This is a genomic window from Streptomyces sp. NPDC021212 (assembly GCF_044332925.1).
GTDB lineage: Bacteria > Actinomycetota > Actinomycetes > Streptomycetales > Streptomycetaceae > Streptomyces.
In genome coordinates this window covers 339,988-363,408 of the sequence record NZ_JBIRPZ010000002.1, presented here as the reverse complement: position 1 = coordinate 363,408, position 23,421 = coordinate 339,988, and the positions used below count along the sequence as shown (strand labels likewise).

Here is a 23,421-nt window from a genome sequence, read left to right as displayed (position 1 = left end):
CCTCCGACCCCCCGCCCCCGCGCGCCCCTCCTCGGCGCCGCCGCCCCCCCCCCCGCCCCGCGCCCCCCCCCCCCCCGGGGGGCCGCGGGGGGGGGCCCCCGCGGCGCCCCCCCCCCCCCCACGCCCCTGTCACGTCGTACGCCGAGCCCTACGCGTCGTACAGGTCGGCCTTCCTCGGGGAGGCGTCCTGGACCTGGCCGCTGAGGGCCAGCGAGCGGTTGCCGAAGCGCTCGGTGTCCACACCGTGATGCTTGAGCACGCCGATCGCCGCCTCGTGGACCACCCGCAGCACGGGGGTGGCGGTCCGCAGCGCGTCGTCCGCCATGAAGCGGTGCCGCCAGGGCTTGTCGGCCCAGGCGTGGCGCAGCCCGAACGGCTCCGGCAGCACGAGCTTGCCGCCGAGGTGGTCCAGGACCGGCGGGTACCACGTGAAGGGGGCGCGCGCGGCGAGCCGCACCACTTCCGCGGGCTTCACGAGCGGCAGCGGCACCGACTTGGTCTCCCAGAACCGGAAGGTCTTGGCGACCGTCTTCGAGGGCGCCGAGGGCTTGCCGAAGAACAGCGGGTGCACCGGGCCCAGCGCATGTCCGGTGACCTCGATCCGCAGCGTCTTGTGGAGCAGCGTCACCGTGATCATGAACGTGATCACCAACTGGCCGTCCCACAGCACGAACTGCACGCCCAGGTAGTGCCGGTCACCGGAGCCGAACTGCTGCTGGTCGCAGATCCGCTGCAGCTCGACGCCCTTTATCTGGAAGCCCTCTTCCTCGGACGTGCCGCCGCGCTGGACCTCCTTGGCGCCCTCGGTGACGGCGGAGACCACCCAGTGGCGCACCTGGGGCGGGCTGGTGAAGCCGCCGGTGTGCAGCGGGGTGCGCTCCAGCATGCGCAGCTGGTCGTGGATCGCGCGTATGACGTCCCAGCTGCGGAAGGGGTCGATCTCCTTGTCGGGGTCGGCCGACACCAGGTCCTCGGCGAGCTGCCAGCTGCCCCAGCGGGTGCCCATGCCGAGTATGCCCTTGGCGCCGGCGTAGAAGGCCACGTTGCTGTACTGCTCGGCGGTGAGCTTGTGCAGCGACTTGCGCAGCACCTCGGCGGACGTCTGGCCCGGGTGGTTGGGCACCGTCTCGGGCACCTTGGCGCCCACTCCGGTGCCCGAGACCAGCCCGCCCCAGTAGTCCCGCAGCTCCTTGGCGGTGCGCTCGCAGATCTGCTTGGCCACGTACCAGCCGATCACCGGGGCGACCACCACGCCGCGCAGGTATATGCCCCAGAAGCCGTGGAACGGCAGCTTGATCAGGAAGATGACGACGAAGATGCCGAGCGCCACCATCAGGGCCGTGCCCAGGGCCCCCATCCGCTTGTCCTGGGCGCCGGCCACCGAGCGGCGGAGCTGGAAGGCGCCGAGCCAGAGCAGCGCCCCGGGGAGGAACAACAGCCCGAAGATCACCATGACGACGGTGAGGCGGGCGTCGCGGACCTTGCGGATCCGGTTGGCGGCCAGACAGTGCTCGACGATCGTCTGGGGCTCGGTGCCGAAGGACTGGATCACCTGCTTGCGGCCGCCGCCGAGCATGCGCAGCTGCACGGCGCGCGAGAACGCCTCGCCCAGGTTCGGCTCGAACAGCGAGATCTTCGGCGCCTTCACCTCCGAGACCGTCCACTCGGAGTTGGCCTCCAGCAGCTTCGCCACCGGGTCGTCACGATAGGCGGCGGAGGCCAGCGCCTGTGTCGCCGCCGTCTCTCCCGCCGCCCCGGACAGGGGCACCTGTGCCCCGGGACTGAAATCGAATCCGTCCGTCACCAACGCCCCCAATACCGCACGCCGCTTGCGCTGCGACCTCAGCGTATCCGGGGTGCGTACCGCCTGTCGCCAGGGCGTGGTGGCCTGTGGAAAACTTCCCGGTCCCACCTCCCGCCCGCCTGCCCGCGAAAGACGTGCACGGACCGCCGCCCGCCCCGGGTGGAGTTGGGGCGGGCGGCGCCTCGACGGGCCGTGAACTACGTCCCGGCCTCGGCCCGTTCGCCGCGCACCCGCTCGGCCACCTGCGGCGGCATGGGCTCGTGCCGGGCGTACGAGCGGCTGAACCGACCGGTGCCGTGCGACAGCGACCGCAGGTCGATCGCGTACCGGCCGATCTCGATCTCCGGGACCTCCGCCTGGATCAGGGTCCGGCCGCCGCCCGACTGCTCGGTGCCGACGACCCGGCCGCGCCGCCCGGACAGGTCGCTCATGACGGCGCCGACGTAGTCGTCGGAGATCAGGACGCCGACCTTGACCACCGGCTCCAGCAGCTCGATCCAGGTGTCGGCGGCCGCCTCGCGCAGCGCGAGCGCGCCCGCCGTCTGGAACGCGGCGTCGGAGGAGTCGACCGAGTGCGCCTTGCCGTCCAGCAGCGTGATCCGCACGTCGACCAGCGGGTTCCCGGAGGAGACGCCGCGCGCCGCCTGGGTCCGTACGCCCTTCTCGACGGACGGGATGAACTGCCGGGGGACCGCGCCGCCGACGACCTTGTCCACGAACTCGATGCCCGAGCCGCCGGGCAGCGGCTCCACCTCGATCTCGCAGATCGCGTACTGGCCGTGCCCGCCGGACTGCTTGACGTGCCGCCCGCGCCCGGAGGATTTGCTGCCGAACGTCTCGCGCAGCGCGACCTTGTACGGCACCGCGTCCACCTGCACCCCGTACCGGGCGCGCAGCCGCTCCAGGGCGACGTCCATATGGGCCTCGCCCAGGCACCACAGCACCACCTGGTGGGTGTCCGGGTTCTGCTCCAGCCGCATCGTCGGGTCCTCGGCCACCAACCGCGACAGGCCCAGCGACAGCTTGTCCTCGTCCGCCTTGCTGTGCGCCTCGATGGCGACGGGCAGCAGTGGGTCGGGCATCTGCCAGGGCTCCATGAGCAGCGGCCGATCCTTGGCCGAAAGCGTGTCCCCGGTCTCGGCGCGGGTCAGCTTGGCGACGCACGCCAGATCGCCCGCGATGGCCTGGGACAGCGTGCGCTGCTGTTTGCCGAACGGCGTGGACAGGGCACCGATGCGCTCGTCCACGTCATGATCCTCATGGCCGCGGTCCTCCAGGCCGTGCCCGGAGACGTGCACCGTCTCGTCCGGGCGCAGCGTCCCGGAGAAGACCCGGACCAGCGAGATCCGGCCGACATACGGGTCGGAGGAGGTCTTGACGACCTCGGCGGCCAGCGGCCCGTCCGGGTCGCAGACCAGTGCCGGGCACGCGGCGCCCTGCGGAGTGGTGACCGCGGGGGCCTCGCGCTCCAGAGGGGTCGGGAAGCCGCGGGTGATCAGCTCCAGCAGCTCGGTGGTGCCCAGGCCCTGCCGGGAGCCGTCGGCGGCGGGCGCGGCGGCCAGCACGGGGTGGAAGCTGCCGCGGGCGACGGCCTTCTCCAGGTCGTCGATCAGCGTCTTGACGTCGATCTCCTCGCCGCCCAGATAGCGGTCCATGAGGGTCTCGTCCTCGCTCTCGGCGATGATCCCCTCGATGAGCCGGTCGCGGGCCTCCGAGACCAGCGGGACCTGGCCGTCGGTGGGCGGGGTCTCGGTCCGCAACCCCGAGGAGTAGTCGTAGACCTGCTGGGAGAGCAGGCCGATCAGCCCGGTCACCGGGGCGTGCCCGTCCGGTGCCGGTTCGCCGCGCAGCGGCAGGTACAGCGGCAGGACGGCGTCGGGGTCGTCGCCGCCGAAGGTCCGGCGGCAGATCTCGGTCATCTCCTCGAAGCTGGCGCGGGCCGCCTCCAGGTGCGTGATCACGATGGCGCGCGGCATCCCGACCGCCGCGCACTCCTCCCACACCATGCGGGTGGCGCCCGCGATGCCCACCGCGTCCTGGGCCGCCGAAACGACGAAGAGGGCCGCGTCCGCTGCCCGCAGACCGGCCCTCAGCTCCCCGACGAAGTCGGCATAACCTGGGGTGTCCAGGAGATTGATCTTCACCCCGTCCGATTCGACGGGGACCAGGGACAGCTGCACCGAGCGCTGCTGCCGGTGCTCGATCTCGTCGTGGTCGGAGAGACAGCCGCCGTCCTCGACCCGGCCGGCCCGGTTGATCGCCCCGGTCGCCAGCGCGAGGGCCTCCACCAGCGTGGTCTTCCCGGACCCGCTGTGGCCGACCAGCACCACGTTCCGCAGGGAGCTGGGCCGGTCGGCCGCCGCTGCCCTTCCGGCGGCCCCGGGGTGGGTGTTCGTCTTCTCGCCCATGTGTCTCGCCTCCCGGTCGACACCTTGCGATACTTCGAGCTTTCCACCGTGGTCACGACACGTCCATACGTCGCACATCCGGACATCACGCGAGGGGGCGTGGGAGCTGTCCGACAGGTGCGCGGTGCCCCGGTGGCGCCTGGCTACGATGGGCCCGCCGGGGGCCTTTTGACCATCCGGCCCGAATCGACCACCGGGAAGGCCATGCTGAACAAGTACGCGCGTGCATTCTTCACGCGTGTTCTCACACCGTTCGCCGCCCTGCTCATCCGCCTCGGCGTCAGCCCGGACGCGGTGACCCTCACCGGAACCGGTGGTGTGATCGCGGGAGCGCTGGTCTTCTACCCCCGTGGCGAGTTCTTCTGGGGCACCGTCGTCATCACGCTCTTCGTCTTCTCGGACCTGGTCGACGGCAATATGGCGCGGCAGCTGGGCCGGTCCAGCCGCTGGGGCGCGTTCCTCGACTCGACGCTGGACCGGGTCGCCGACGGGGCGATCTTCGGCGGTCTGGCGTTGTGGTACGCGGGCGGGGGCGACGACAATGTGTTGTGTGCGGTGACGATCTTCTGCCTCACCAGCGGCCAGGTGGTCTCGTACACCAAGGCGCGCGGCGAGAGCATCGGGCTGCCGGTGAACGTCAACGGGCTGGTGGAGCGTGCCGAGCGACTGGTGATCTCGCTGGTCGCCTGCGGCCTCTCGGGGCTTGCCATGTTCGGCGTGCCGCACATCGAGATCCTGCTTCCGATAGCGCTGTGGATCGTGGCCGTAGGGAGTGCCGTGACCCTCGTACAGCGTGTGGTCACCGTGCGCCGGGAGGCCGCCGAGGCGGACGCCGCGGAGCGCGCGGTGCCCCAGGGGGGCGAGACACGGTGAAGGACAGGCTGACCGACGCGCTGTACGGGCTCGGCTGGAGCACGGTCAAGAAGCTCCCGGAGCCGGTCGCCGTCCGTCTCGGGCAGCGCATCGCCGACCAGACGTGGAAGCGGCGAGGCAAGGGCGTGCTCCGCCTGGAGGCCAATCTCGCGCGCGTCGTCCCCGAAGCCTCGCCGCGGCGGCTGGCCGAGCTGTCCCGGGCGGGCATGCGGTCGTACATGCGCTACTGGATGGAGTCCTTCCGGCTTCCGACGTGGAGCGCGGAGCGCATCCGCGGTGGTGTCGAGATCAAGGACGCGCACTATCTGATCGACGGGCTGGCCAGTGGCCGGGGCGTGGTCCTCGCCCTGCCGCACATGGGCAACTACGACCTCGCCGGGGCCTGGGTGACCACCAAGCTGGGGGTGCCGTTCACCACGGTCGCGGAGCGGCTGAAGCCGGAGTCGCTGTACGACCGCTTCGTCGCGTACCGCGAGGGGCTGGGCATGGAGGTGCTGGCGCACGAGGGCGCCGGCGCGTTCGGGACGCTGGCGCGGCGGCTGCGGGCGGGCGGTCTGGTCTGTCTGGTGGCCGACCGGGACCTGTCCGCCTCCGGCGTGGAGGTGTCGTTCTTCGGCGAGTCCGCGAAGATGCCGGCCGGCCCGGCGCGGCTCGCGGCGCAGACCGGCGCGCTGCTGCTGCCGGCCACCCTCTGGTACGACGAGTCCCCGGTCATGCAGGGCCGGGTCCACCCGCCCGTCGAGGTGCCGGAGAGCGGCACGCGCAAGGAGCAGACCGCCGTCATGGCCCAGCACATCGCCGACGCCTTCGCCTCGGGGATCGCCGAACACCCGGAGGACTGGCACATGCTCCAGCGGCTGTGGCTCGCCGACCTGGACAACGGTCCTGGAATGGAGCAGCGTTGAGGATCGGGATCGTCTGCCCCTACTCCTGGGACGTCCCGGGTGGAGTGCAGTTCCACATCCGCGACCTGGCGGAGCACCTCGTCCGGCGCGGTCACGAGGTCTCCGTCCTCGCCCCCGCGGACGACGAGACCCCGCTGCCGCCCTACGTGGTCTCCGCGGGGCGCGCGGTCCCGGTGCCGTACAACGGTTCCGTCGCCCGGCTCAACTTCGGCTTCCTGTCCGCCGCCCGGGTGCGGCGCTGGCTGCACGACGGAGCCTTCGACGTCATCCACATCCACGAGCCCACCTCGCCCTCCCTCGGGCTGCTCGCCTGCTGGGCGGCCCAGGGGCCGATCGTCGCGACCTTCCACACCTCCAACCCGCGCTCGCGGGCCATGATCGCCGCGTATCCGATCCTCCAGCCCGCCCTGGAGAAGATCAGCGCGCGGATCGCGGTCAGCGAGTACGCGCGGCGGACCCTGGTCGAGCACCTGGGCGGCGACGCCGTCGTCATCCCCAACGGTGTCGACGTGGACTTCTTCGCCGACGCCGAGCCGAAGGAGGAGTGGCAGGGGGAGACGATCGGGTTCATCGGCCGCATCGACGAGCCCCGCAAGGGGCTGCCGGTGCTGATGCGTGCCCTGCCGAGGATCCTCGCCGAGCGTCCCGGGACCCGGCTGCTGGTCGCCGGGCGCGGCGACGAGAAGGAGGCGGTCGCGGGCCTCCCGGAGCAGCTGCGGGACCGGGTCGAGTTCCTGGGGATGGTCAGCGACGAGGACAAGGCGCGCTTCCTGCGCAGCGTGGACGTGTACGTCGCGCCCAACACGGGCGGGGAGAGCTTCGGCATCATCCTGGTGGAGGCCATGTCCGCGGGCGCACCGGTCCTCGCCAGCGACCTGGACGCCTTCGCGCAGGTGCTGGACGGGGGAGCGGCGGGTGAGCTGTTCGCGAACGAGGACGCGGACGCGCTGGCGGCCGCGGCGGTACGGCTGCTGGGCGACCCGGACCGGCTCGCCGAGCTGCGCGAGCGCGGGAGCAGCCATGTGCGGCGCTTCGACTGGTCGACCGTGGGGGCGGACGTTCTGTCGGTCTACGAGACGGTGACGGACGGTACGTCGTCCGTCGACGCCGACGACCGCGTCGGCCTGCTGACCCGGCTCCGCCTGACCCGCGACTAGGGCGGAGGCCCCGGGCGGTAGGCGGTAAGCGGTAGCGTGGCGCGGCGTGAGCACACTGATCTGGGTCGCGGTCGCACTGGTGATCGTCGCCGTCTATCTGAGCTGGACCGCGGGGCGTCTGGACCGGCTGCACAGCCGTCTGGACGCGGCGCGGGCGGCGCTGGACGCGCAGCTGCTGCGCCGCGCCTCGATCGCCCAGGAGCTGGGCACCGCCGGAGTGCTCGACCCCGCCTCCTCGATGGTGCTCTATCAGGCCGCGCACGCCGCCCGGCAGGCCGAGGAGGAGCACCGCGAGGTCGCCGAGAGCGAGCTGAGCCAGGCGCTGCGGGCCGTCTTCGAGGAGCCCGCGCAGGTCGAGGCGGTGCGGGAGGCGCCGGGCGGCGAGGCGGCGCTGGAGGAGCTGGCGGAGGCGGTGCGCCGGGTGCCGATGGCGCGGCGGTTCCACAACGACGCGGTGCGGGCGGCGCGGGCGCTGCGCCGCCACCGCAAGGTGCGCTGGTTCCGGCTGGCGGGCCACGCCCCGTTCCCGCTGGCGTTCGAGATGGACGACGAGCCTCCGGCGGCCCTGGTGGCACGCGCGGCGCACTGAGGGCGTTGGAGCCACCGGCCTTCGATTGGCCCTTGCCGGAGCCCGTCCCGAGCGGGTTTGGTTGATGCGTGTACCACACACGTCCATGACCCGAGCCGGATGGCCGGGTCATGAACAGGTATCGAACGGCCCTACGATGGGTTCATCGCACTTTTCACTATCGAGTGAGGTCAAACCGTGTCCACCACGTCCGCCAGCACGTCCCCGTCCGCAGAGAACCCGGCGGCTCCCGCGACCGGCACCGCCCGCGTCAAGCGCGGCATGGCCGAGCAGCTCAAGGGCGGCGTGATCATGGACGTCGTCACGCCGGAGGAAGCCAAGATCGCCGAGGACGCCGGTGCCGTCGCGGTCATGGCGCTGGAGCGGGTTCCGGCCGATATCCGCAAGGACGGCGGCGTGGCCCGGATGTCCGACCCGGACATGATCGACGGCATCATCGGCGCGGTCTCCATCCCGGTCATGGCGAAGTCCCGCATCGGTCACTTCGTCGAGGCGCAGGTGCTGCAGTCCCTGGGCGTCGACTACATCGACGAGTCCGAGGTGCTGACCCCGGCCGACGAGGTCAACCACAGCGACAAGTGGTCCTTCACCACCCCGTTCGTGTGCGGCGCCACCAACCTGGGCGAGGCGCTGCGCCGGATCGCCGAGGGTGCGGCGATGATCCGTTCCAAGGGCGAGGCCGGCACCGGCAACGTCGTCGAGGCGGTCCGTCACCTGCGCCAGATCAAGGGCGAGATCGCCCGGCTGCGCGGCCTGGACAACCACGAGCTGTACGCCGCGGCCAAGGAGCTGCGCGCCCCGTACGAGCTGGTCGCGGAGATCGCGCAGACCGGCAAGCTGCCCGTCGTGCTGTTCTCCGCCGGTGGGGTCGCCACCCCGGCCGACGCCGCGCTGATGCGTCAGCTCGGCGCGGAGGGCGTCTTCGTGGGCTCGGGCATCTTCAAGTCCGGCGACCCGGCGAAGCGCGCCGCGGCGATCGTGAAGGCGACCACCTTCTACGACGACCCGAAGGTCATCGCGGACGCGTCCCGCGACCTGGGCGAGGCCATGGTCGGCATCAACTGCGACACCCTCCCCGAGGCCGAGCGGTACGCCAACCGCGGCTGGTAAGCACCGCGTCACCTCGTCCGGTGGACGGCCCGCGCCGCCCGCGGGCCGTCCACCGACGCGTTCATCCTGACATCCGAGAGGTCCCCGTACCGTGTCCGAGACGTCCGAGACTCCCCTCATCGGCGTGCTCGCCCTCCAGGGCGACGTCCGTGAGCATCTGGCCGCGCTCACCGCGGCCGGCGCCCAGGCCCGGCCCGTGCGCCGGCCCGAGGAGCTGGCCGAGGTCGAGGGTCTGGTGATCCCCGGCGGCGAGTCCACCACCATGTCCAAACTCGCGGTCGTCTTCGGGCTGCTGGAGCCGCTGCGCGAGCACGTCCGGGCGGGCCTGTCGGTGTACGGCACCTGCGCCGGTATGATCATGGTCGCGGACAAGATCCTCGACGGCCGGGAAGACCAGGAGACCCTGGGCGGCGTCGACATGATCGTGCGCCGCAACGCCTTCGGCCGCCAGAACGAGTCGTTCGAGGCCGCGGTCGACATCAAGGGCATCGAGGGCGGCCCGGTGGAGGGCGTCTTCATCCGCGCGCCGTGGGTCGAGTCGGTGGGCGCCCGCGCCGAGGTGCTGGCGACGTACGAGGGCCACACGGTCGCGGTCCGGCAGGGCAATGTCCTCGCGACGTCGTTCCACCCGGAGCTGACCGGCGACCACCGGGTGCACGCGCTGTTCGTGGAAATGGTCCGCGGGTCACGCTGAGCGAGGATCCCGGTAGGATCTCAGGCGTTCGTACAGGAATGGGTAACGCGAAGGAGACAGGCGGATGTCCGGCCACTCTAAATGGGCTACGACGAAGCACAAGAAGGCCGTGATCGATGCCAAGCGCGGCAAGCTCTTCGCGAAGCTGATCAAGAACGTCGAGGTTGCGGCCCGGATGGGCGGGGCCGACATCGAGGGCAACCCGACGCTCTTCGACGCCATTCAGAAGGCGAAGAAGCAGTCGGTTCCGAACAAGAACATCGACAGCGCGGTCAAGCGCGGCGCCGGTCTCGAGGCGGGCGGCGCCGAGTACGAGACGATCATGTACGAGGGTTACGGGCCCAATGGCGTCGCGGTGCTCATCGAGTGCCTCACCGACAACCGCAACCGCGCCGCCTCCGACGTCCGCGTGGCCATGACCCGCAACGGCGGCTCGATGGCCGACCCGGGCTCGGTGTCGTACCTGTTCAACCGCAAGGGCGTCGTCATCGTCCCCAAGGGCGAGCTGAGCGAGGACGACGTGCTGGCCGCGGTGCTCGACGCGGGCGCCGAGGAGGTCAACGACCTCGGCGAGTCCTTCGAGGTGCTCAGCGAGGCCACCGACCTGGTCGCCGTCCGCACCGCGCTCCAGAAGGAGGGCATCGACTACGACTCGGCCGACACCAACTTCGTGCCCACGATGCAGGTGGAGCTGGAGGAGGACGGCGCGCGCAAGATCTTCAAGCTGATCGACGCGCTCGAGGACAGCGACGACGTGCAGAACGTCTTCGCCAACTTCGACGTCTCCGACGAGGTCATGGCCAAGGTCGACGCCTGAGACACATCGCCTGAGGGCACATCAGCACACGTATGGCGGGCGGGTCGGCGGGGACACACCCCACCGGCCCGTCGGCGTTGTCGGTCGGTGCTGTCGGTGGCAGCCGCTAGCCTGCAGGAACAGATGACCGAAGCGTGACCAGGGCGACGAGGGGAGGGGCGCGGTGCGGGTGCTGGGCGTGGACCCCGGGCTGACCCGGTGCGGCATCGGCGTGGTCGAGGGGGTCGCGGGCCGCCCGCTGCGGATGCTGGGCGTCGGCGTCATACGGACCCCGGCGGACGCCGGGATCGGCGACCGCCTCGTCCTCGTCGAGCGCGGCATCGAGGAGTGGCTGGACGCGCACCGGCCCGAATTCGTCGCGGTGGAGCGGGTGTTCAGCCAGCACAATGTGCAGACCGTCATGGGCACCGCCCAGGCCAGCGCGGTCGCCATGCTCTGCGCCGCGCGCCGCGGGCTGCCCGTCGCGCTGCACACCCCCAGCGAGGTCAAGGCGGCCGTCACCGGCTCGGGTCGCGCCGAGAAGGCGCAGGTCGGCGCCATGGTCACCCGGCTGCTGCGGCTGGACGCCCCGCCCAAGCCGGCCGACGCCGCCGACGCCCTGGCGCTCGCCATCTGCCACATCTGGCGCGCCCCCGCGACCAACCGGCTGCAGCAGGCCGTCGCCGCCCACCGCACCTCGCACACCCCACGCGCCCCGCGTTCCACGAAAGGCCGTATTACATGATCGCGTTCGTCTCCGGTCCGGTCGCGGCCCTCGCCCCGGACAGCGCCGTCCTGGAGGTCGGCGGCGTCGGGATGGCGGTCCAGTGCACCCCGGGCACCCTGTCCGGGCTGCGGATCGGCGAGCCGGCCCGGCTCGCCACCTCGCTCGTGGTCCGCGAGGACTCCCTGACGCTGTACGGCTTCGCGGACGACGACGAGCGCCAGGTCTTCGAGCTGCTCCAGACCGCCAGCGGGGTCGGCCCCCGGCTCGCCCAGGCCATGCTGGCCGTGCACGCGCCGGACGCGCTGCGGCTCGCCGTCTCCACCGGCGACGAGAAGGCGCTCACCGCCGTCCCCGGCATCGGCAAGAAGGGGGCGCAGAAGCTGCTGCTGGAGCTGAAGGACCGGCTCGGCGAGCCGGTCGGCAGGACCGTGCCCGCCGCCCGCCCGCCCGCGGCCGCGGGCTGGAGCGATCAGCTGCACACCGCCCTGGTCGGCCTCGGCTACGCCACCCGGGAGGCCGACGAGGCGGTGGCCGCCGTCACCCCGCAGGCCGAGGCGGCCCTGGCCGAGGGCGGTGCGCCGCAGGTGGCGCAGCTCCTGCGGGCCGCCCTGCAGACCCTGAACCGCACCCGCTGACCGGCCGCCGGCGCGCGATGCCGTGCCCGGCCGGACCGCTCGATGAGATCTCGCGAGGCGAAACGCAGTGAACTGGGACGAGACCGCACCGGCCGACGCCGACGACGCCCTCTCCGGCGCCCTGCCCGGCGGCGCGGGCAGCCGGCTGGTGGGCGCCGACGCCGACGGGGACGACCAGGCGGTGGAGGCCGCCCTGCGCCCCAAGGACCTGGGGGAGTTCGTCGGCCAGGAGCGGGTCCGCGAGCAGCTGGACCTGGTCCTCAAGGCGGCCCGGCAGCGCGGCGGCACCGCCGACCACGTGCTGCTCTCCGGCGCGCCCGGGCTCGGCAAGACCACGCTCTCGATGATCATCGCGGCGGAGATGGGCGCCCCGATCCGTATCACCTCAGGACCGGCCATCCAGCACGCGGGCGACCTCGCCGCGATCCTCTCCTCGCTCACCGAGGGCGAGGTGCTGTTCCTGGACGAGATCCACCGCATGTCCCGGCCGGCCGAGGAGATGCTGTACATGGCGATGGAGGACTTCCGCGTCGACGTCATCGTCGGCAAGGGGCCCGGGGCCACCGCCATCCCGCTGGAGCTGCCGCCGTTCACCCTGGTCGGCGCGACCACCCGGGCCGGGCTCCTGCCGCCCCCGCTGCGCGACCGCTTCGGCTTCACCGGCCACATGGAGTTCTACGCCCCCGTCGAGTTGGAGCGGGTGATCCACCGCTCCGCCCGGCTCCTGGAGGTGACCATAGAGCCCGAGGGCGCGGCCGAGATCGCCGGGCGCTCGCGCGGCACGCCCCGGATCGCCAACCGGCTGCTGCGCCGGGTGCGGGACTACGCCCAGGTCAAGGCGGACGGCCTCATCACCCGGGAGATCGCCGCGAGCGCCCTGGCGGTCTACGACGTGGACGGCCGGGGTCTCGACCGGCTGGACCGGGCGGTGCTCAGCGCCCTGCTCAAGCTGTTCGGCGGCGGCCCGGTGGGCCTGTCGACCCTGGCGGTCGCGGTGGGGGAGGAGCGTGAGACGGTGGAGGAAGTCGCCGAGCCGTTCCTGGTGCGCGAGGGCCTGCTGGCACGTACGCCCCGGGGCCGGATCGGGACCCCCGCGGCCTGGGAGCACCTGGGTCTCACCCCGCCGCAGCGCGGCACCGGGGGCGGCCAGAGCGGCCTGTTCGAGGCGTGAAGGCGAGTATTCTCCGGCATCATGGCGTGAAGAGCGAATAATGGTGGGGTGAGGAACCCGGGTGCCACGCCGGGCGTTGTTCCATAGGTGCGGGCTCGCCTAGACTCCGCCGATGCCGTCCGTATGCCGTCCGTACTTCGGTCCGGCATACCCACCCCCGTAGACCAGGCCGCGCCCCAGCGGTCGTGTGAAGGATCTCCGTCCCGTGAATATCGTGACTCTCCTGCCGTTCATCGTGCTCATCGGGGCCATGTTCCTGATGACTCGGTCGGCCAAGAACAAGCAGCGCCAGGCCGCACAGATGCGGGACACCATGCAGCCGGGTACCGGCGTGCGGACCATCGGCGGCATGTACGCGACGGTCAAGGAGGTCCACGACGACACGGTCCTCCTCGAGGTGGCGCCCGCCGTTCACGCGATCTACGCGAAGAACGCGATCGGAGCCGTCCTCTCCGACGCCGAGTACAACCACATCGTCCACGGCATCGACCCCGATGCGGACACCGCCGACGCCGTCGACGGCGCGGCCACCCCGGTCGTCCCCGACGACGCCTCCTCGCTGACCACGCCCGCGGGCGACGACGCCGCCGCCGACGCGCCGGCGGCCGGTGAGCCGGAGGGCGAGAAGGCCGACGCCAAGAAGATCGACCTCGGCAAGGACGACGCCGCCGCGGCCGACGCGCCCGAGGACGAAAAGCGGGACGGCGGCGCCGACGCGAAGTAGTCCTGCAGTGTGAACCACGGCGTGCCACCGCTCGGCGCGCCGTGATTCATGGAGGCTCTAGGCTCCGGCGGGGGCACACCCCCACAAGACTTCGTGGCCGCCCCGCGCACATCCGCTGCGGGGCGGTTGGACAGGGAGATACGACAAGGTGGCAGCACCGAAGAAGGGCCGCAAATCCCCCGGGTCACAGGGTAGGCCCGGGCGCGCGCTGGCCGTGATCGTGATCGCCATGGTGGCGCTCATCGGGGGGATGTTCCTCTCCGGTCACACCACACCGCGGCTGGGCATCGACCTCGCGGGCGGCACCAGCTTCACGCTGGAGGCCAAGAACCAGCCGGGCAAGCCCAACGCGATCAACACGGCCAACATGAACACCGCCGTCGGCATCATCGAGCGGCGGGTCAACGGCCTGGGTGTGTCCGAGGCCGAGGTCCAGACGCAGGGCCCCAAGCACATCATCGTGAACATCCCCAAGGGGACGAACGCGAAACAGGCCCGGCAGCAGGTCGGCACCACCGCCCAGCTGTACTTCCGGCCGGTGATGACCACCACGACCGGCGGCAAGACCAAGCAGCCCAGCAGCACCCCGAGCCCCTCCGCGAGCGCGTCCAAGGGCGCGCCGGACAAGGGCGGCCAGAGCGGCGACAAGGGCAAGCAGCAGTCGGGTTCGCCCAGCCCCACCGCCACCACCCAGGGCCGTGCCGTCCCCGAGGCGCTGAAGGCCGACAAGACGCCGACCCCCACCCCGTCCAAGACCCCCAAGGGCGGCGAGACCGGCAAGCCCTCGGACACCTCCGGCCAGGAGAGGCTGGCCAAGGACTTCGCGGCACTGGACTGCACCACCCGGGCGGGGCGTGCCGCGGCGGCGGAGAAGGCGGCCAACAGCAAGCCGACCGAGCCCGTGCTGGCCTGCAGCCAGAAGGGTGACTCCAAGTTCGTCCTCGGCCCCTCCGAGGTGGCGGGAACCGAGGTCAAGAACGCTAAGGCGAGGTACGAGACCCAGGGCGGCTACGGGTGGATCGTCTCGCTCGAGTTCACTGGCAAGGGCTCGGACCAGTTCGGCGACTTCACCCGCAAGGTGTCCAGTCAGAAGCCCAACCAGTTCGCCATCGTCATCGACGGTGAGGTCGCCTCGGCTCCGACGGTCGACCGCGCGATCACCGGCGGTGACGGCATGATCTCCGGCAGCTTCACCCAGCAGTCCGCCGAGGAACTGGCCAACATCCTGTCCTACGGTGCGCTGCCGCTGTCCTTCGACATCGCGGACGAGACCACCGTCTCCGCGGCCCTCGGCGGCGAGCAGCTGCAGGCCGGTCTGATCGCCGGCGCCATCGGTCTCGCGCTCGTGGTGATCTACCTGGTCGTCTACTACCGCGGTCTGTCCCTGGTGGCCATGGCGTCCCTCGCGGCCTCCGCCATACTGACGTACACGATCATGGTGCTGCTGGGCCCGGGCATCGGCTTCGCGCTGAACCTTCCGGCGGTCTGCGGTGCGATCGTGGCGATCGGTATCACCGCCGACTCGTTCATCGTCTACTTCGAGCGGATTCGTGACGAGATCCGTGAGGGCCGCTCGCTGCGCCCGGCCGTCGAGCGCGGCTGGCCCCGGGCCCGACGCACCATCCTGGTCTCCGACTTCGTGTCGTTCCTCGCCGCCGCGGTGCTCTTCATCGTGACCGTCGGCAAGGTGCAGGGCTTCGCCTTCACCCTGGGGCTGACCACCCTGCTCGACGTCGTCGTGGTGTTCCTGTTCACCAAGCCGCTGATGACGATCCTCGCCCGCCGCCCGTTCTTCGGGAACGGCCATCCGTGGTCCGGTCTGGATCCCAAGCGTCTCGGGGCCAAACCGCCGCTGCGCCGCCGTCGTCCCGCCGCCCCCGGCCCCGCCGACACGAAGGAGGCGTGAGATGTCGAAGCTCGGCAGTCTCGGCGCCAGGCTCTACCGAGGCGAGGTCGGCTACGACTTCGTCGGCAAGCGGAAGATCTGGTACGCCATCTCGATACTGATCACCATCACGGCCATCGCGGGCCTGGCGGTGCGCGGCCTCAACATGGGCATCGAGTTCTCCGGCGGCGCGGTCTTCACCACTCCCAACACCTCGGTCTCGGCCTCCCAGGCCCAAGAGGTGGCGCAGAAGGCGTCCGGCGGCCACACCGCGGTCGTCCAGGAGCTGGGCCGCGGTGGCCTGCGGATCCAGATCAGCGAGCTGGGCACCAAGGAGGCCGTGCCGGTCCAGGAGAAGCTCGCCCAGAAGCTGGACGTCAAGGCCAGCAAGATCGACACCCAGCTGGTCGGCCCGAGCTGGGGTGAGCAGATCGCCGGAAAGGCCTGGCAGGGCCTCGCGATCTTCATGGTCCTGGTGGTGATCTACCTCGCCATCGCCTTCGAATGGCGGATGGCGCTGGCCGCCCTGGTCGCCCTGATCCACGACCTCACCATCACCGTCGGTGTCTACGCGCTGGTCGGCTTCGAGGTCACCCCCGGCACCGTGATCGGTCTGCTCACGATCCTCGGTTATTCGCTCTACGACACCGTCGTGGTCTTCGACGGTCTCAAGGAGGGCGCCAGGGACATCACCAAGCAGAGCCGCTTCACCTACCCGGAGATCGCCAACCGCAGCCTCAACTCGACCCTGGTGCGGTCCATCAACACCACGGTCGTGGCGCTTCTGCCGGTCGGGGCGCTGCTGTTCATCGGCGGCGGTCTGCTCGGCGCGGGCATGCTCAACGACATCTCGCTCGCCCTGTTCGTCGGCCTCGCCGCCGGTGCGTACTCCTCGATCTTCATCGCCACCCCGCTGGTCTCCGACTTCAAGAGCCGTGACCCGCAGATGAAGGCGCTGGCCAAGCGGGTGCGCGCCAAGCGCGCTGCGGCCGCCAAGGCCGAGGCCGAGCGCGAGGCCAAGGACGGCGACGGGGCCGCCGACGGTGACGAACCGGACCTGGAGGACGCCGCCGCGGCCGGAGTCGTCGGCCAGCGCCGCCAGCCCTCCCGTAACCGGGGCCGCGGCCGACCGTCGGGGAAGCGCCGATGAGCGGGACGAGCGTGTCCGGGGAGCCGGGCGCCGAGGAACTGCGCGGGCTGTTGCTCAGCCGGATCCAGGACGTACCGGACTACCCGCAGCCGGGCGTGATGTTCAAGGACATCACCCCGCTGCTGGCCGACGCCGCGGCCTTCTCGGCGCTCACCGAGGCGCTCGCCGAGCTGTGCGTGCGGCACCGGGCGGACAAGGTCGTGGGCCTGGAGGCGCGCGGCTTCATCCTCGCCGCCCCGGCCGCCGTGCGCGCCGGAATCGGCTTCGTACCGGTCCGCAAGGCGGGCAAGCTCCCCGGGACGACCCTGGGGCAGGCGTACGAGCTGGAGTACGGCACCGCCGAGATCGAGATACACGCGGACGCGCTGGAGCCCGGGGACCGGGTCCTGGTCATCGACGACGTGCTCGCCACCGGCGGCACCGCCGAGGCGTCACTCCAGCTCATCCGGCGGGCCGGTGCCCAGGTCGCCGGAGTCGCCGTGCTCATGGAGCTGGGCTTCCTGGAGGGCCGCAGACGCCTGCTGAGCGCGCTGGACAGCGCCCCGCTGGAGGCCCTGATCACGGTCTGACATGACGGCGCACCGCGTGTGTCATCCCCGCAGGGGGCCTTGGGAGAGGATCTCCTAAGGCCCCCTGCGTGCGGGGACTGCGCGTCGGCATCCACAGAGAGAGCGGGCCCGGGGCCGCGGCGAGCTTGCCCCACACCGCCCGGTAGGAACAGTGCTCGAACAGGGCCAGGGCGGGGGTGAAGTAGACCACCACGCGCGCGGGTAGCAGCCGCCCACCCGTCTCTCCCACGCCCCGGTCTCCTCCAGCACCTCATCCACCAGCGCGACACGATGTGGGTCAGTTCGCTCAGGTGACCCGGCGCATGGACACCCGAGGCTGTCTCGATCGTGCGCGTGATGGCGGGCTTCTCCTGCAACGGGACCCCTGGTTCTTGATCATCTTGCTCAACGCAAGTGATCTACCAGAGGTCCCGTCCTTTGCCATCGGCGGCTTGGCGAACAGCCGATCAGTCAAACACAGCGGTGTTGATGGTCGGATTGTCTGAAAATCATCTCGTTGGGGTCTTGGTCCACTGTTTGGATCTTCCGTGAGCGCCCGTGACCGGGGCGATCATCAACGGAGGGGAAAATGGGAACATCACGCAAGATCGCTGTGGGGGCAGCGTCTCTCGTCTCCCTCGCTGCCATGAGTGTGGCCGCGGTGCCGGCGAACGCGAGCACGCCCAGTGCGTCGGCCGAAACCCGCCAGACCGCCAGCTGCAATGAGTGGATCAGGGCGGTCGGGGTTCCCGGCCGCTGGCAGACCCTGAGCGACGACTGCGGCCACTTCGGCCGCCCCGGCCTCAAGATGGGCTACTCCTGGGCTGCCGAGCGGGGTAGGCCCTGTATCAAGGTCCAGGGTTTCGTGGGCGGCCGGGCGAAGTGGTACAACGCCGGCTGCGGGGCCACGGGACGGATCACGGTTAAGTGGGGCGACGTGCTCGCCGCGAAGAAGATCAAGGTCAAGGGAGCTTCGCTCTTCAAGTGGAAGTGATGCCTTTCGTGAGGTCGCTCTCGTAGCGCCTGGCCGCGCGCCCGGCGGGGAAATCCCCGCCGGGCGCGCTTTGCATGTGCGGTGGCCGCGGCTGGCTTGGCGGTCGAGAGGCAAGCGGAGTGGCGGGATCGATACCATGGCAGCCCGACCCTTTCGGGTCCGGACCGCTAGGAGTGCTCTTGCCAGACGAGGCCCAGCCGCTCTCGCCCAAAGTCCGTCCGGGTGGAACCCCCTCCGCACAGCCGGACGCGCCCACCGCCGCCGAGCAGACGGCGGCCCCAGGCGTGCCCAGGAACAGCGGTGACGGCGCGGTCCGGCGCGGCCCCGAGCAGACCAGCCCGCAGCCCGCCGCGGGCCGCGGCAACAGCCTGCCCGCCACCACGCCCCCCGCGCGCCCCACACAGAGCCCGGCTCCGCGCTCCGGCTCGTCCAACCGCGTCCGCGCCCGCCTTGCCCGCCTCGGCGTGCAGCGCTCCAGCCCGTACAACCCCGTCCTGGAGCCCCTGCTGCGCATCGTGCGCGCCAACGACCCCAAGGCGGACGGCGCCACGCTGCGCCAGATCGAGCGCGCGTACCAGGTGGCCGAGCGCTGGCACCGCGGCCAGAAGCGCAAGAGCGGCGATCCGTACATCACCCACCCGCTCGCGGTGACCACGATCCTCGCCGAGCTGGGGATGGATCCGGCCACGCTGATGGCCGGGCTGCTGCACGACACCGTCGAGGACACCGAATATGGCCTCGACACTCTGCGCCGCGACTTCGGCGACCAGGTCGCCCTGCTCGTCGACGGCGTCACCAAGCTGGACAAGGTCAAGTTCGGCGAGGCGGCCCAGGCCGAGACCGTGCGCAAGATGGTCGTCGCGATGGCCAAGGACCCCCGGGTCCTGGTGATCAAGCTCGCCGACCGGCTGCACAACATGCGCACCATGCGCTACCTGAAGCGGGAGAAGCAGGAGAAGAAGGCCCGCGAGACGCTGGAGATCTACGCCCCGCTCGCCCACCGGCTGGGCATGAACACCATCAAGTGGGAGCTGGAGGACCTCGCCTTCGCGATCCTCTACCCCAAGATGTACGACGAGATCGTCCGGCTGGTCGCCGAGCGCGCCCCCAAGCGCGACGAGTACCTGGCCGTCGTCACCGACCAGGTCCAGGGCGATCTGCGGGCGGCCCGGATCAAGGCGACCGTCACCGGCCGACCCAAGCACTACTACTCCGTCTACCAGAAGATGATCGTGCGGGGCCGGGACTTCGCCGAGATCTACGACCTGGTGGGCATCAGGGTGCTCGTCGACACCGTCCGCGACTGCTACGCGGCGCTGGGGACCATCCACGCGCGGTGGAACCCGGTGCCCGGGCGGTTCAAGGACTACATCGCGATGCCCAAGTTCAACATGTACCAGTCGCTGCACACGACGGTCATCGGGCCCAGCGGCAAGCCGGTCGAGCTGCAGATCCGCACCTTCGACATGCACCGCCGTGCCGAGTACGGCATCGCCGCGCACTGGAAGTACAAGCAGGAGGCGGTCGCCGGGACCTCCAAGGTGCGCACCGACGTGCCTCGGGGCAAGGCCGGCAAGGACGACGCCGTCAACGACATGGCGTGGCTGCGGCAGCTCCTGGACTGGCAGAAGGAGACCGAGGACCCGGGCGAGTTCCTGGAGTCGCTGCGCTTCGACCTGTCCCGCAACGAGGTCTTCGTCTTCACGCCCAAGGGCGACGTCATAGCGCTGCCCGCCGGGGCCACCCCGGTGGACTTCGCGTACGCCGTCCACACCGAGGTCGGCCACCGCACCATCGGGGCCCGGGTCAACGGGCGGCTGGTGCCGCTGGAGTCGACCCTCGACAACGGCGACCTGGTGGAGGTCTTCACCTCCAAGGCGGCCGGTGCCGGGCCGTCCCGCGACTGGCTGGGCTTCGTCAAGTCACCGCGGGCCCGCAACAAGATCCGCGGCTGGTTCTCCAAGGAGCGCCGCGACGAGGCCATCGAGCAGGGCAAGGACGCGATCGTCCGGGCGATGCGCAAGCAGAACCTGCCGATCCAGCGGATCCTGACCGGCGACTCGCTGGTCACCCTCGCCCACGAGATGCGCTACCCGGACATCTCCTCGCTCTACGCGGCCATCGGCGAGGGCCATGTCTCCGCGCAGAACGTGGTCGGCAAGCTCGTCTCGGCCCTCGGCGGCGAGGAGGCCGCCAACGAGGACATCGCCGAGACCGCCCCGCCCATCCGGCGCTCCAAGCGCCGCTCCAACGCCGACCCGGGCGTGGTCGTCAAGGGCGTCGAGGACGTGTGGGTCAAGCTGGCCCGCTGCTGTACGCCGGTGCCGGGCGACCCGATCATCGGCTTCGTCACCCGCGGCAGCGGCGTCTCCGTCCACCGGGCCGATTGCGTCAACGTGGACTCGCTGTCCCAGCAGCCGGAGCGCATCCTCGACGTCGAATGGGCGCCCACCCAGTCGTCGGTCTTCCTGGTCGCCATCCAGGTCGAGGCGCTGGACCGGTCCCGGCTGCTGTCGGACGTCACCCGCGTCCTGTCCGACCAGCACGTGAACATCCTGTCCGCGGCCGTCCAGACCTCCCGCGACCGGGTGGCCACCTCGCGCTTCACCTTCGAGATGGGCGACCCCAAGCACCTGGGACACGTCCTGAAGGCCGTACGCGGCGTCGAGGGCGTCTACGACGTCTACCGGGTCACTTCGGCCCGCGCACGCTGAGAAAGCGCCACAGAACGCGAACGGCGGCCCCGGTCTCCCGGGGCCGCCATCGGCGTTTCACGTGCGGAGCGCTTCAGGGGCGGCTCCGAGGGGCGTCTTTCAGCCGCCGAACTCCTCCAGGCCCTTCAGCGCCTGGTCGAGCAGCGCCTGCCGCCCCTCCAGCTCCTTGGAGAGCTTGTCGGCCTTCGCGTTGTTCCCCGCCGCGCGGGCCGCGTCGACCTGGGAACGGAGCTTGTCGACGGCGTCCTGGAGCTGGCCTGTGAGCCCCTGGGCGCGCGCCCGCGCCTCGGGGTTCGTACGCCGCCACTCGGCCTCCTCGGCCTCCTGGAAGGCGCGCTCGACCGCGTGCAGCCGGCCCTCGATGCGGGAGCGGGCATCCCGCGGCACATGGCCGACGGCCTCCCACCGCTCGTTGATCGACCGGAACGCCGCGCGGGACGCCTTCAGGTCCGAGATCGGCAGCAGCTTCTCGGCCTCGACGACCAGCTCCTCCTTGCGCGTCAGGTTCTCCCGCTGCTCGGCGTCCCGCTCCGCGAAGACCGCGCCCCGGGCCTGGAAGAAGACGTCCTGGGCGCCCCGGAACCGGTTCCACAGGTCGTCCTCGTGCTCGCGCTGCGCGCGGCCCGCGGCCTTCCAGTCGGACATCAGCTCCCGGTAGCGGGCCGCGGTCGGCCCCCAGTCGGTGGAGCCGGACAGCGCCTCCGCCTCGGCGACCAGCTTCTCCTTGGTCTGCCGGGCCTCCTCGCGCTGCGCGTCCAGCGCCGCGAAGTGCGCCTTGCGCCGCTTGGAGAACGCCGAGCGGGCGTGCGAGAAGCGGTGCCACAGCTGGTCGTCCGTCTTGCGGTCCAGCCGCGGCAGGCCCTTCCAGGTGTCGACCAGGGCGCGCAGCCGCTCCCCGGCCGCCCGCCACTGCTCGCTGGCCGCCAGCTCCTCGGCCTCGGCGACCAGCGCCTCCTTGGCCTGGCGGGCCTCGTCGGCCTGGACCGCCTTGGCCGCCCGGCGCTCCTCACGGCGTGCCTCGATGTCCTTGGCGAGCTGGTCGAGCCGCTTGCGCAGCGCGTCCAGATCGCCGACCACATGGTGCTCGTCGACCTGCTGCCGGATGTGCTCGATGGCCGCCGTCGCGTCCTTGGCCGACAGGTCGGTGGTCTTGACCCGGCGCTCGAGAAGGTCGATCTCGACGACCAGACCGTCGTACTTGCGCTCGAAGTAGGCGAGTGCCTCGTCCGGCGATCCCGCCTGCCACGATCCGACGACCTGTTCACCGTCGGCCGTACGCACGTACACGGTCCCCGCCTCGTCGACGCGGCCCCAAGGCTCGCTGCTCACAGCGCCTCCTCCACATGATGCCGGGGCGGGCGTGCGGCCCGCGGGCATCGTCCACAGTTTCTTCCGGCCGGGCAGCGACGCCCGGGCGGTTTCTCCCGGCAGGGTGGTGCGGCCATCGCGGCAGGCACCCTGCACAACGCCAACATAGGCGACCGGTGCCCCGGCTGTCCGTATCCTGCGCGACCGAAATTTCGCAAGCGCACGCCCGGCGACCTCAGGACTTGGTGACCGTCGCCTTGTTGATCACCACGCTGGCGTTCGGGGCGGTGTTCTGCATCTGGTCGGGGGCCGCCGCTCCCGCCTTGGCGATCTTCTTCAGGACCTTCATGCCGTCCTGGGAGATCTTCCCGAAGGGGGTGTAGTCCGGCGGCAGCGGGCTGTCCTGGTAGACCAGGAAGAACTGGCTGCCACCGCTGTTCCGGCCCTGCTTGGTCTGCGCGTTGTACTGGTTCGCCATCGCGACCGTGCCGGCCGGGTACTTGTTCCCCTTCAGCGCGGGGTCCTTGAGGTTCTCGTCGGGCAGGGTGTAGCCCGGGCCGCCCGCGCCGGTGCCCTGCGGGTCGCCGCACTGCAGCACGTAGATCTCCTGGTTCACCAGGCGGTGGCACTTGGTGTGGTCGAAGTACCCCTTGCCCGCCAGGAAGTCGAACGAGTTGACCGTGTGCGGTGCCTTGCCGGCGTCCATGTCGACGGAGATGTCCCCGCAGGTCGTCTCCAGCTTCATCGTGTACGAGGCCGATTTGTCGATGGAGACCGCCGGCTCCTTCTTGAACGACATCTTCTTCGGCTTCTCGCCCGCGACCGCCTTCGCCGCCTTGGCGCACGGGTCCGGCGCCTTGCTGGTGGGGGCCGAAGGACTGGACGCGGCCGCGTCGTCCTTCTTCTTGTCCTTGTCGTTCCCGGAGAACGCGCCCACGGCCGCCGCCGCCCCGCCGCCGGCCAGCACCACGGCCAGCACGGCGGCGATCACCACGTTGCGCTGGCGGGACTTGCGCCGTGCCGTCTCGCGCCGCTGCTGCTGCCGCAGGTACTTCTCCCGGGCAAGTTGCCGCCGCCGCTGCTCGCTACTGACCACCGGGTCGTCTCCTCACGCCGTATGTCATCGGGTCCTGCCGGAGGGCTCGGCCGTACCGTATACGGGTTCGCTGTGCCGGGGCCGCCGCCGGTAGGCTCTGGAACTGCCGACATTCTTCCGCCGGCCGACTCTT

Annotated in this window: 21 protein-coding genes; 16 read left to right on the top strand and 5 right to left on the bottom strand. The window is 71.1% G+C overall.

Annotated features, from left to right (window positions below):
* Positions 1–148 precede the first annotated feature (148 nt).
* Together ACH4SI_RS05835 and ACH4SI_RS05830 are read right to left on the bottom strand one after the other, a co-directional pair.
* On the bottom strand, positions 149–1,804 hold the full coding sequence (locus ACH4SI_RS05835; RefSeq protein WP_398293013.1) for a hypothetical protein: 1,656 nt from the start codon (positions 1,802–1,804) through the stop codon (positions 149–151).
* Between the two features lie 197 nt (positions 1,805–2,001).
* On the bottom strand, positions 2,002–4,212 hold the full coding sequence (locus tag ACH4SI_RS05830; RefSeq protein ID WP_398293011.1) for an elongation factor G-like protein EF-G2: 2,211 nt from the start codon (positions 4,210–4,212) through the stop codon (positions 2,002–2,004).
* 204 nt (positions 4,213–4,416) lie between these two features.
* On the opposite strand from ACH4SI_RS05830, the gene pgsA reads away from it, so the two are divergent.
* The 14 genes from pgsA to ACH4SI_RS05760 all read left to right on the top strand — a co-directional run bounded on the left by pgsA (position 4,417) and on the right by ACH4SI_RS05760 (position 17,197).
* The gene (gene pgsA / locus ACH4SI_RS05825; RefSeq protein ID WP_398293008.1) at positions 4,417–5,085 is read left to right on the top strand and encodes a phosphatidylinositol phosphate synthase; all 669 of its coding nucleotides are present in this window, start codon (positions 4,417–4,419) and stop codon (positions 5,083–5,085) included.
* Positions 5,082–5,990: a phosphatidylinositol mannoside acyltransferase gene (locus tag ACH4SI_RS05820; protein WP_398293006.1), complete on the top strand. Its 909-nt coding sequence runs from the start codon at positions 5,082–5,084 to the stop codon at positions 5,988–5,990. The genes pgsA and ACH4SI_RS05820 overlap by 4 nt, the downstream gene beginning before the upstream one ends.
* Positions 5,987–7,147: a glycosyltransferase family 4 protein gene (locus tag ACH4SI_RS05815; protein WP_398293004.1), complete on the top strand. Its 1,161-nt coding sequence runs from the start codon at positions 5,987–5,989 to the stop codon at positions 7,145–7,147. Before ACH4SI_RS05820 ends, ACH4SI_RS05815 begins: the two co-directional genes overlap by 4 nt.
* A 46-nt stretch (positions 7,148–7,193) precedes the next feature.
* The gene (locus ACH4SI_RS05810) at positions 7,194–7,736 is read left to right on the top strand and encodes a hypothetical protein (protein WP_398293002.1); all 543 of its coding nucleotides are present in this window, start codon (positions 7,194–7,196) and stop codon (positions 7,734–7,736) included.
* 177 nt (positions 7,737–7,913) lie between these two features.
* On the top strand, positions 7,914–8,846 hold the full coding sequence (gene pdxS, locus ACH4SI_RS05805; RefSeq protein ID WP_398293000.1) for a pyridoxal 5'-phosphate synthase lyase subunit PdxS: 933 nt from the start codon (positions 7,914–7,916) through the stop codon (positions 8,844–8,846).
* Between the two features lie 91 nt (positions 8,847–8,937).
* A complete protein-coding gene (gene pdxT, locus ACH4SI_RS05800) occupies positions 8,938–9,540 on the top strand; it encodes a pyridoxal 5'-phosphate synthase glutaminase subunit PdxT (RefSeq protein ID WP_398292998.1) in 603 nt (200 codons plus the stop codon).
* Positions 9,541–9,604: 64 nt separating this feature from the next.
* Entirely contained in the window at positions 9,605–10,357 is a 753-nt protein-coding gene (locus ACH4SI_RS05795) for a YebC/PmpR family DNA-binding transcriptional regulator (protein WP_398292996.1), read from the top strand.
* Between the two features lie 163 nt (positions 10,358–10,520).
* Positions 10,521–11,081 (top strand): crossover junction endodeoxyribonuclease RuvC, encoded by a 561-nt coding sequence (gene ruvC, locus ACH4SI_RS05790; RefSeq protein ID WP_398292994.1) that lies wholly within the window; start codon positions 10,521–10,523, stop codon positions 11,079–11,081.
* Positions 11,078–11,698, top strand: a complete 621-nt coding sequence (gene ruvA, locus ACH4SI_RS05785) for a Holliday junction branch migration protein RuvA (protein ID WP_398292992.1) — start codon at positions 11,078–11,080, stop codon at positions 11,696–11,698. Before ruvC ends, ruvA begins: the two co-directional genes overlap by 4 nt.
* Before the next feature lie 67 nt (positions 11,699–11,765).
* Positions 11,766–12,869, top strand: coding sequence for a Holliday junction branch migration DNA helicase RuvB (gene ruvB / locus ACH4SI_RS05780; RefSeq protein ID WP_398292989.1), 1,104 nt, complete (start codon positions 11,766–11,768; stop codon positions 12,867–12,869).
* A 205-nt stretch (positions 12,870–13,074) separates the two neighbouring features.
* Positions 13,075–13,593 carry a preprotein translocase subunit YajC gene (gene yajC, locus ACH4SI_RS05775; RefSeq protein ID WP_398292987.1) on the top strand — a complete coding sequence of 173 codons (519 nt, stop codon included), beginning with the start codon at positions 13,075–13,077 and terminating at the stop codon, positions 13,591–13,593.
* Positions 13,594–13,741: 148 nt separating this feature from the next.
* Positions 13,742–15,499 carry a protein translocase subunit SecD gene (gene secD, locus ACH4SI_RS05770; protein ID WP_398292985.1) on the top strand — a complete coding sequence of 586 codons (1,758 nt, stop codon included), beginning with the start codon at positions 13,742–13,744 and terminating at the stop codon, positions 15,497–15,499.
* Between the two features lies 1 nt (position 15,500).
* Entirely contained in the window at positions 15,501–16,628 is a 1,128-nt protein-coding gene (secF, locus tag ACH4SI_RS05765; protein WP_398292983.1) for a protein translocase subunit SecF, read from the top strand.
* Positions 16,625–17,197, top strand: coding sequence for an adenine phosphoribosyltransferase (locus ACH4SI_RS05760; RefSeq protein ID WP_398292981.1), 573 nt, complete (start codon positions 16,625–16,627; stop codon positions 17,195–17,197). The genes secF and ACH4SI_RS05760 overlap by 4 nt, the downstream gene beginning before the upstream one ends.
* On the opposite strand, the gene ACH4SI_RS05755 is transcribed toward ACH4SI_RS05760, so the two are convergent.
* The gene (locus tag ACH4SI_RS05755) at positions 17,187–17,387 is read right to left on the bottom strand and encodes a hypothetical protein (protein WP_398293907.1); all 201 of its coding nucleotides are present in this window, start codon (positions 17,385–17,387) and stop codon (positions 17,187–17,189) included. The two genes, ACH4SI_RS05760 and ACH4SI_RS05755, sit on opposite strands and share 11 nt — an antisense overlap.
* A gap of 435 nt (positions 17,388–17,822) precedes the next feature.
* Here ACH4SI_RS05755 and ACH4SI_RS05750 point away from each other — a divergent pair, with 435 nt between their 5' ends.
* Both ACH4SI_RS05750 and ACH4SI_RS05745 read left to right on the top strand, forming a co-directional pair.
* A complete protein-coding gene (locus ACH4SI_RS05750) occupies positions 17,823–18,170 on the top strand; it encodes a hypothetical protein (protein WP_398292979.1) in 348 nt (115 codons plus the stop codon).
* A 179-nt stretch (positions 18,171–18,349) separates the two neighbouring features.
* Entirely contained in the window at positions 18,350–20,884 is a 2,535-nt protein-coding gene (locus ACH4SI_RS05745; protein WP_398292977.1) for a RelA/SpoT family protein, read from the top strand.
* A gap of 99 nt (positions 20,885–20,983) precedes the next feature.
* Here ACH4SI_RS05745 and ACH4SI_RS05740 read toward each other — a convergent pair whose 3' ends face one another.
* Positions 20,984–22,213, bottom strand: coding sequence for a DUF349 domain-containing protein (locus tag ACH4SI_RS05740; RefSeq protein ID WP_398292975.1), 1,230 nt, complete (start codon positions 22,211–22,213; stop codon positions 20,984–20,986).
* 214 nt (positions 22,214–22,427) lie between these two features.
* Positions 22,428–23,288: a peptidylprolyl isomerase gene (locus ACH4SI_RS05735; RefSeq protein ID WP_398292973.1), complete on the bottom strand. Its 861-nt coding sequence runs from the start codon at positions 23,286–23,288 to the stop codon at positions 22,428–22,430.
* Positions 23,289–23,421 lie beyond the last annotated feature (133 nt).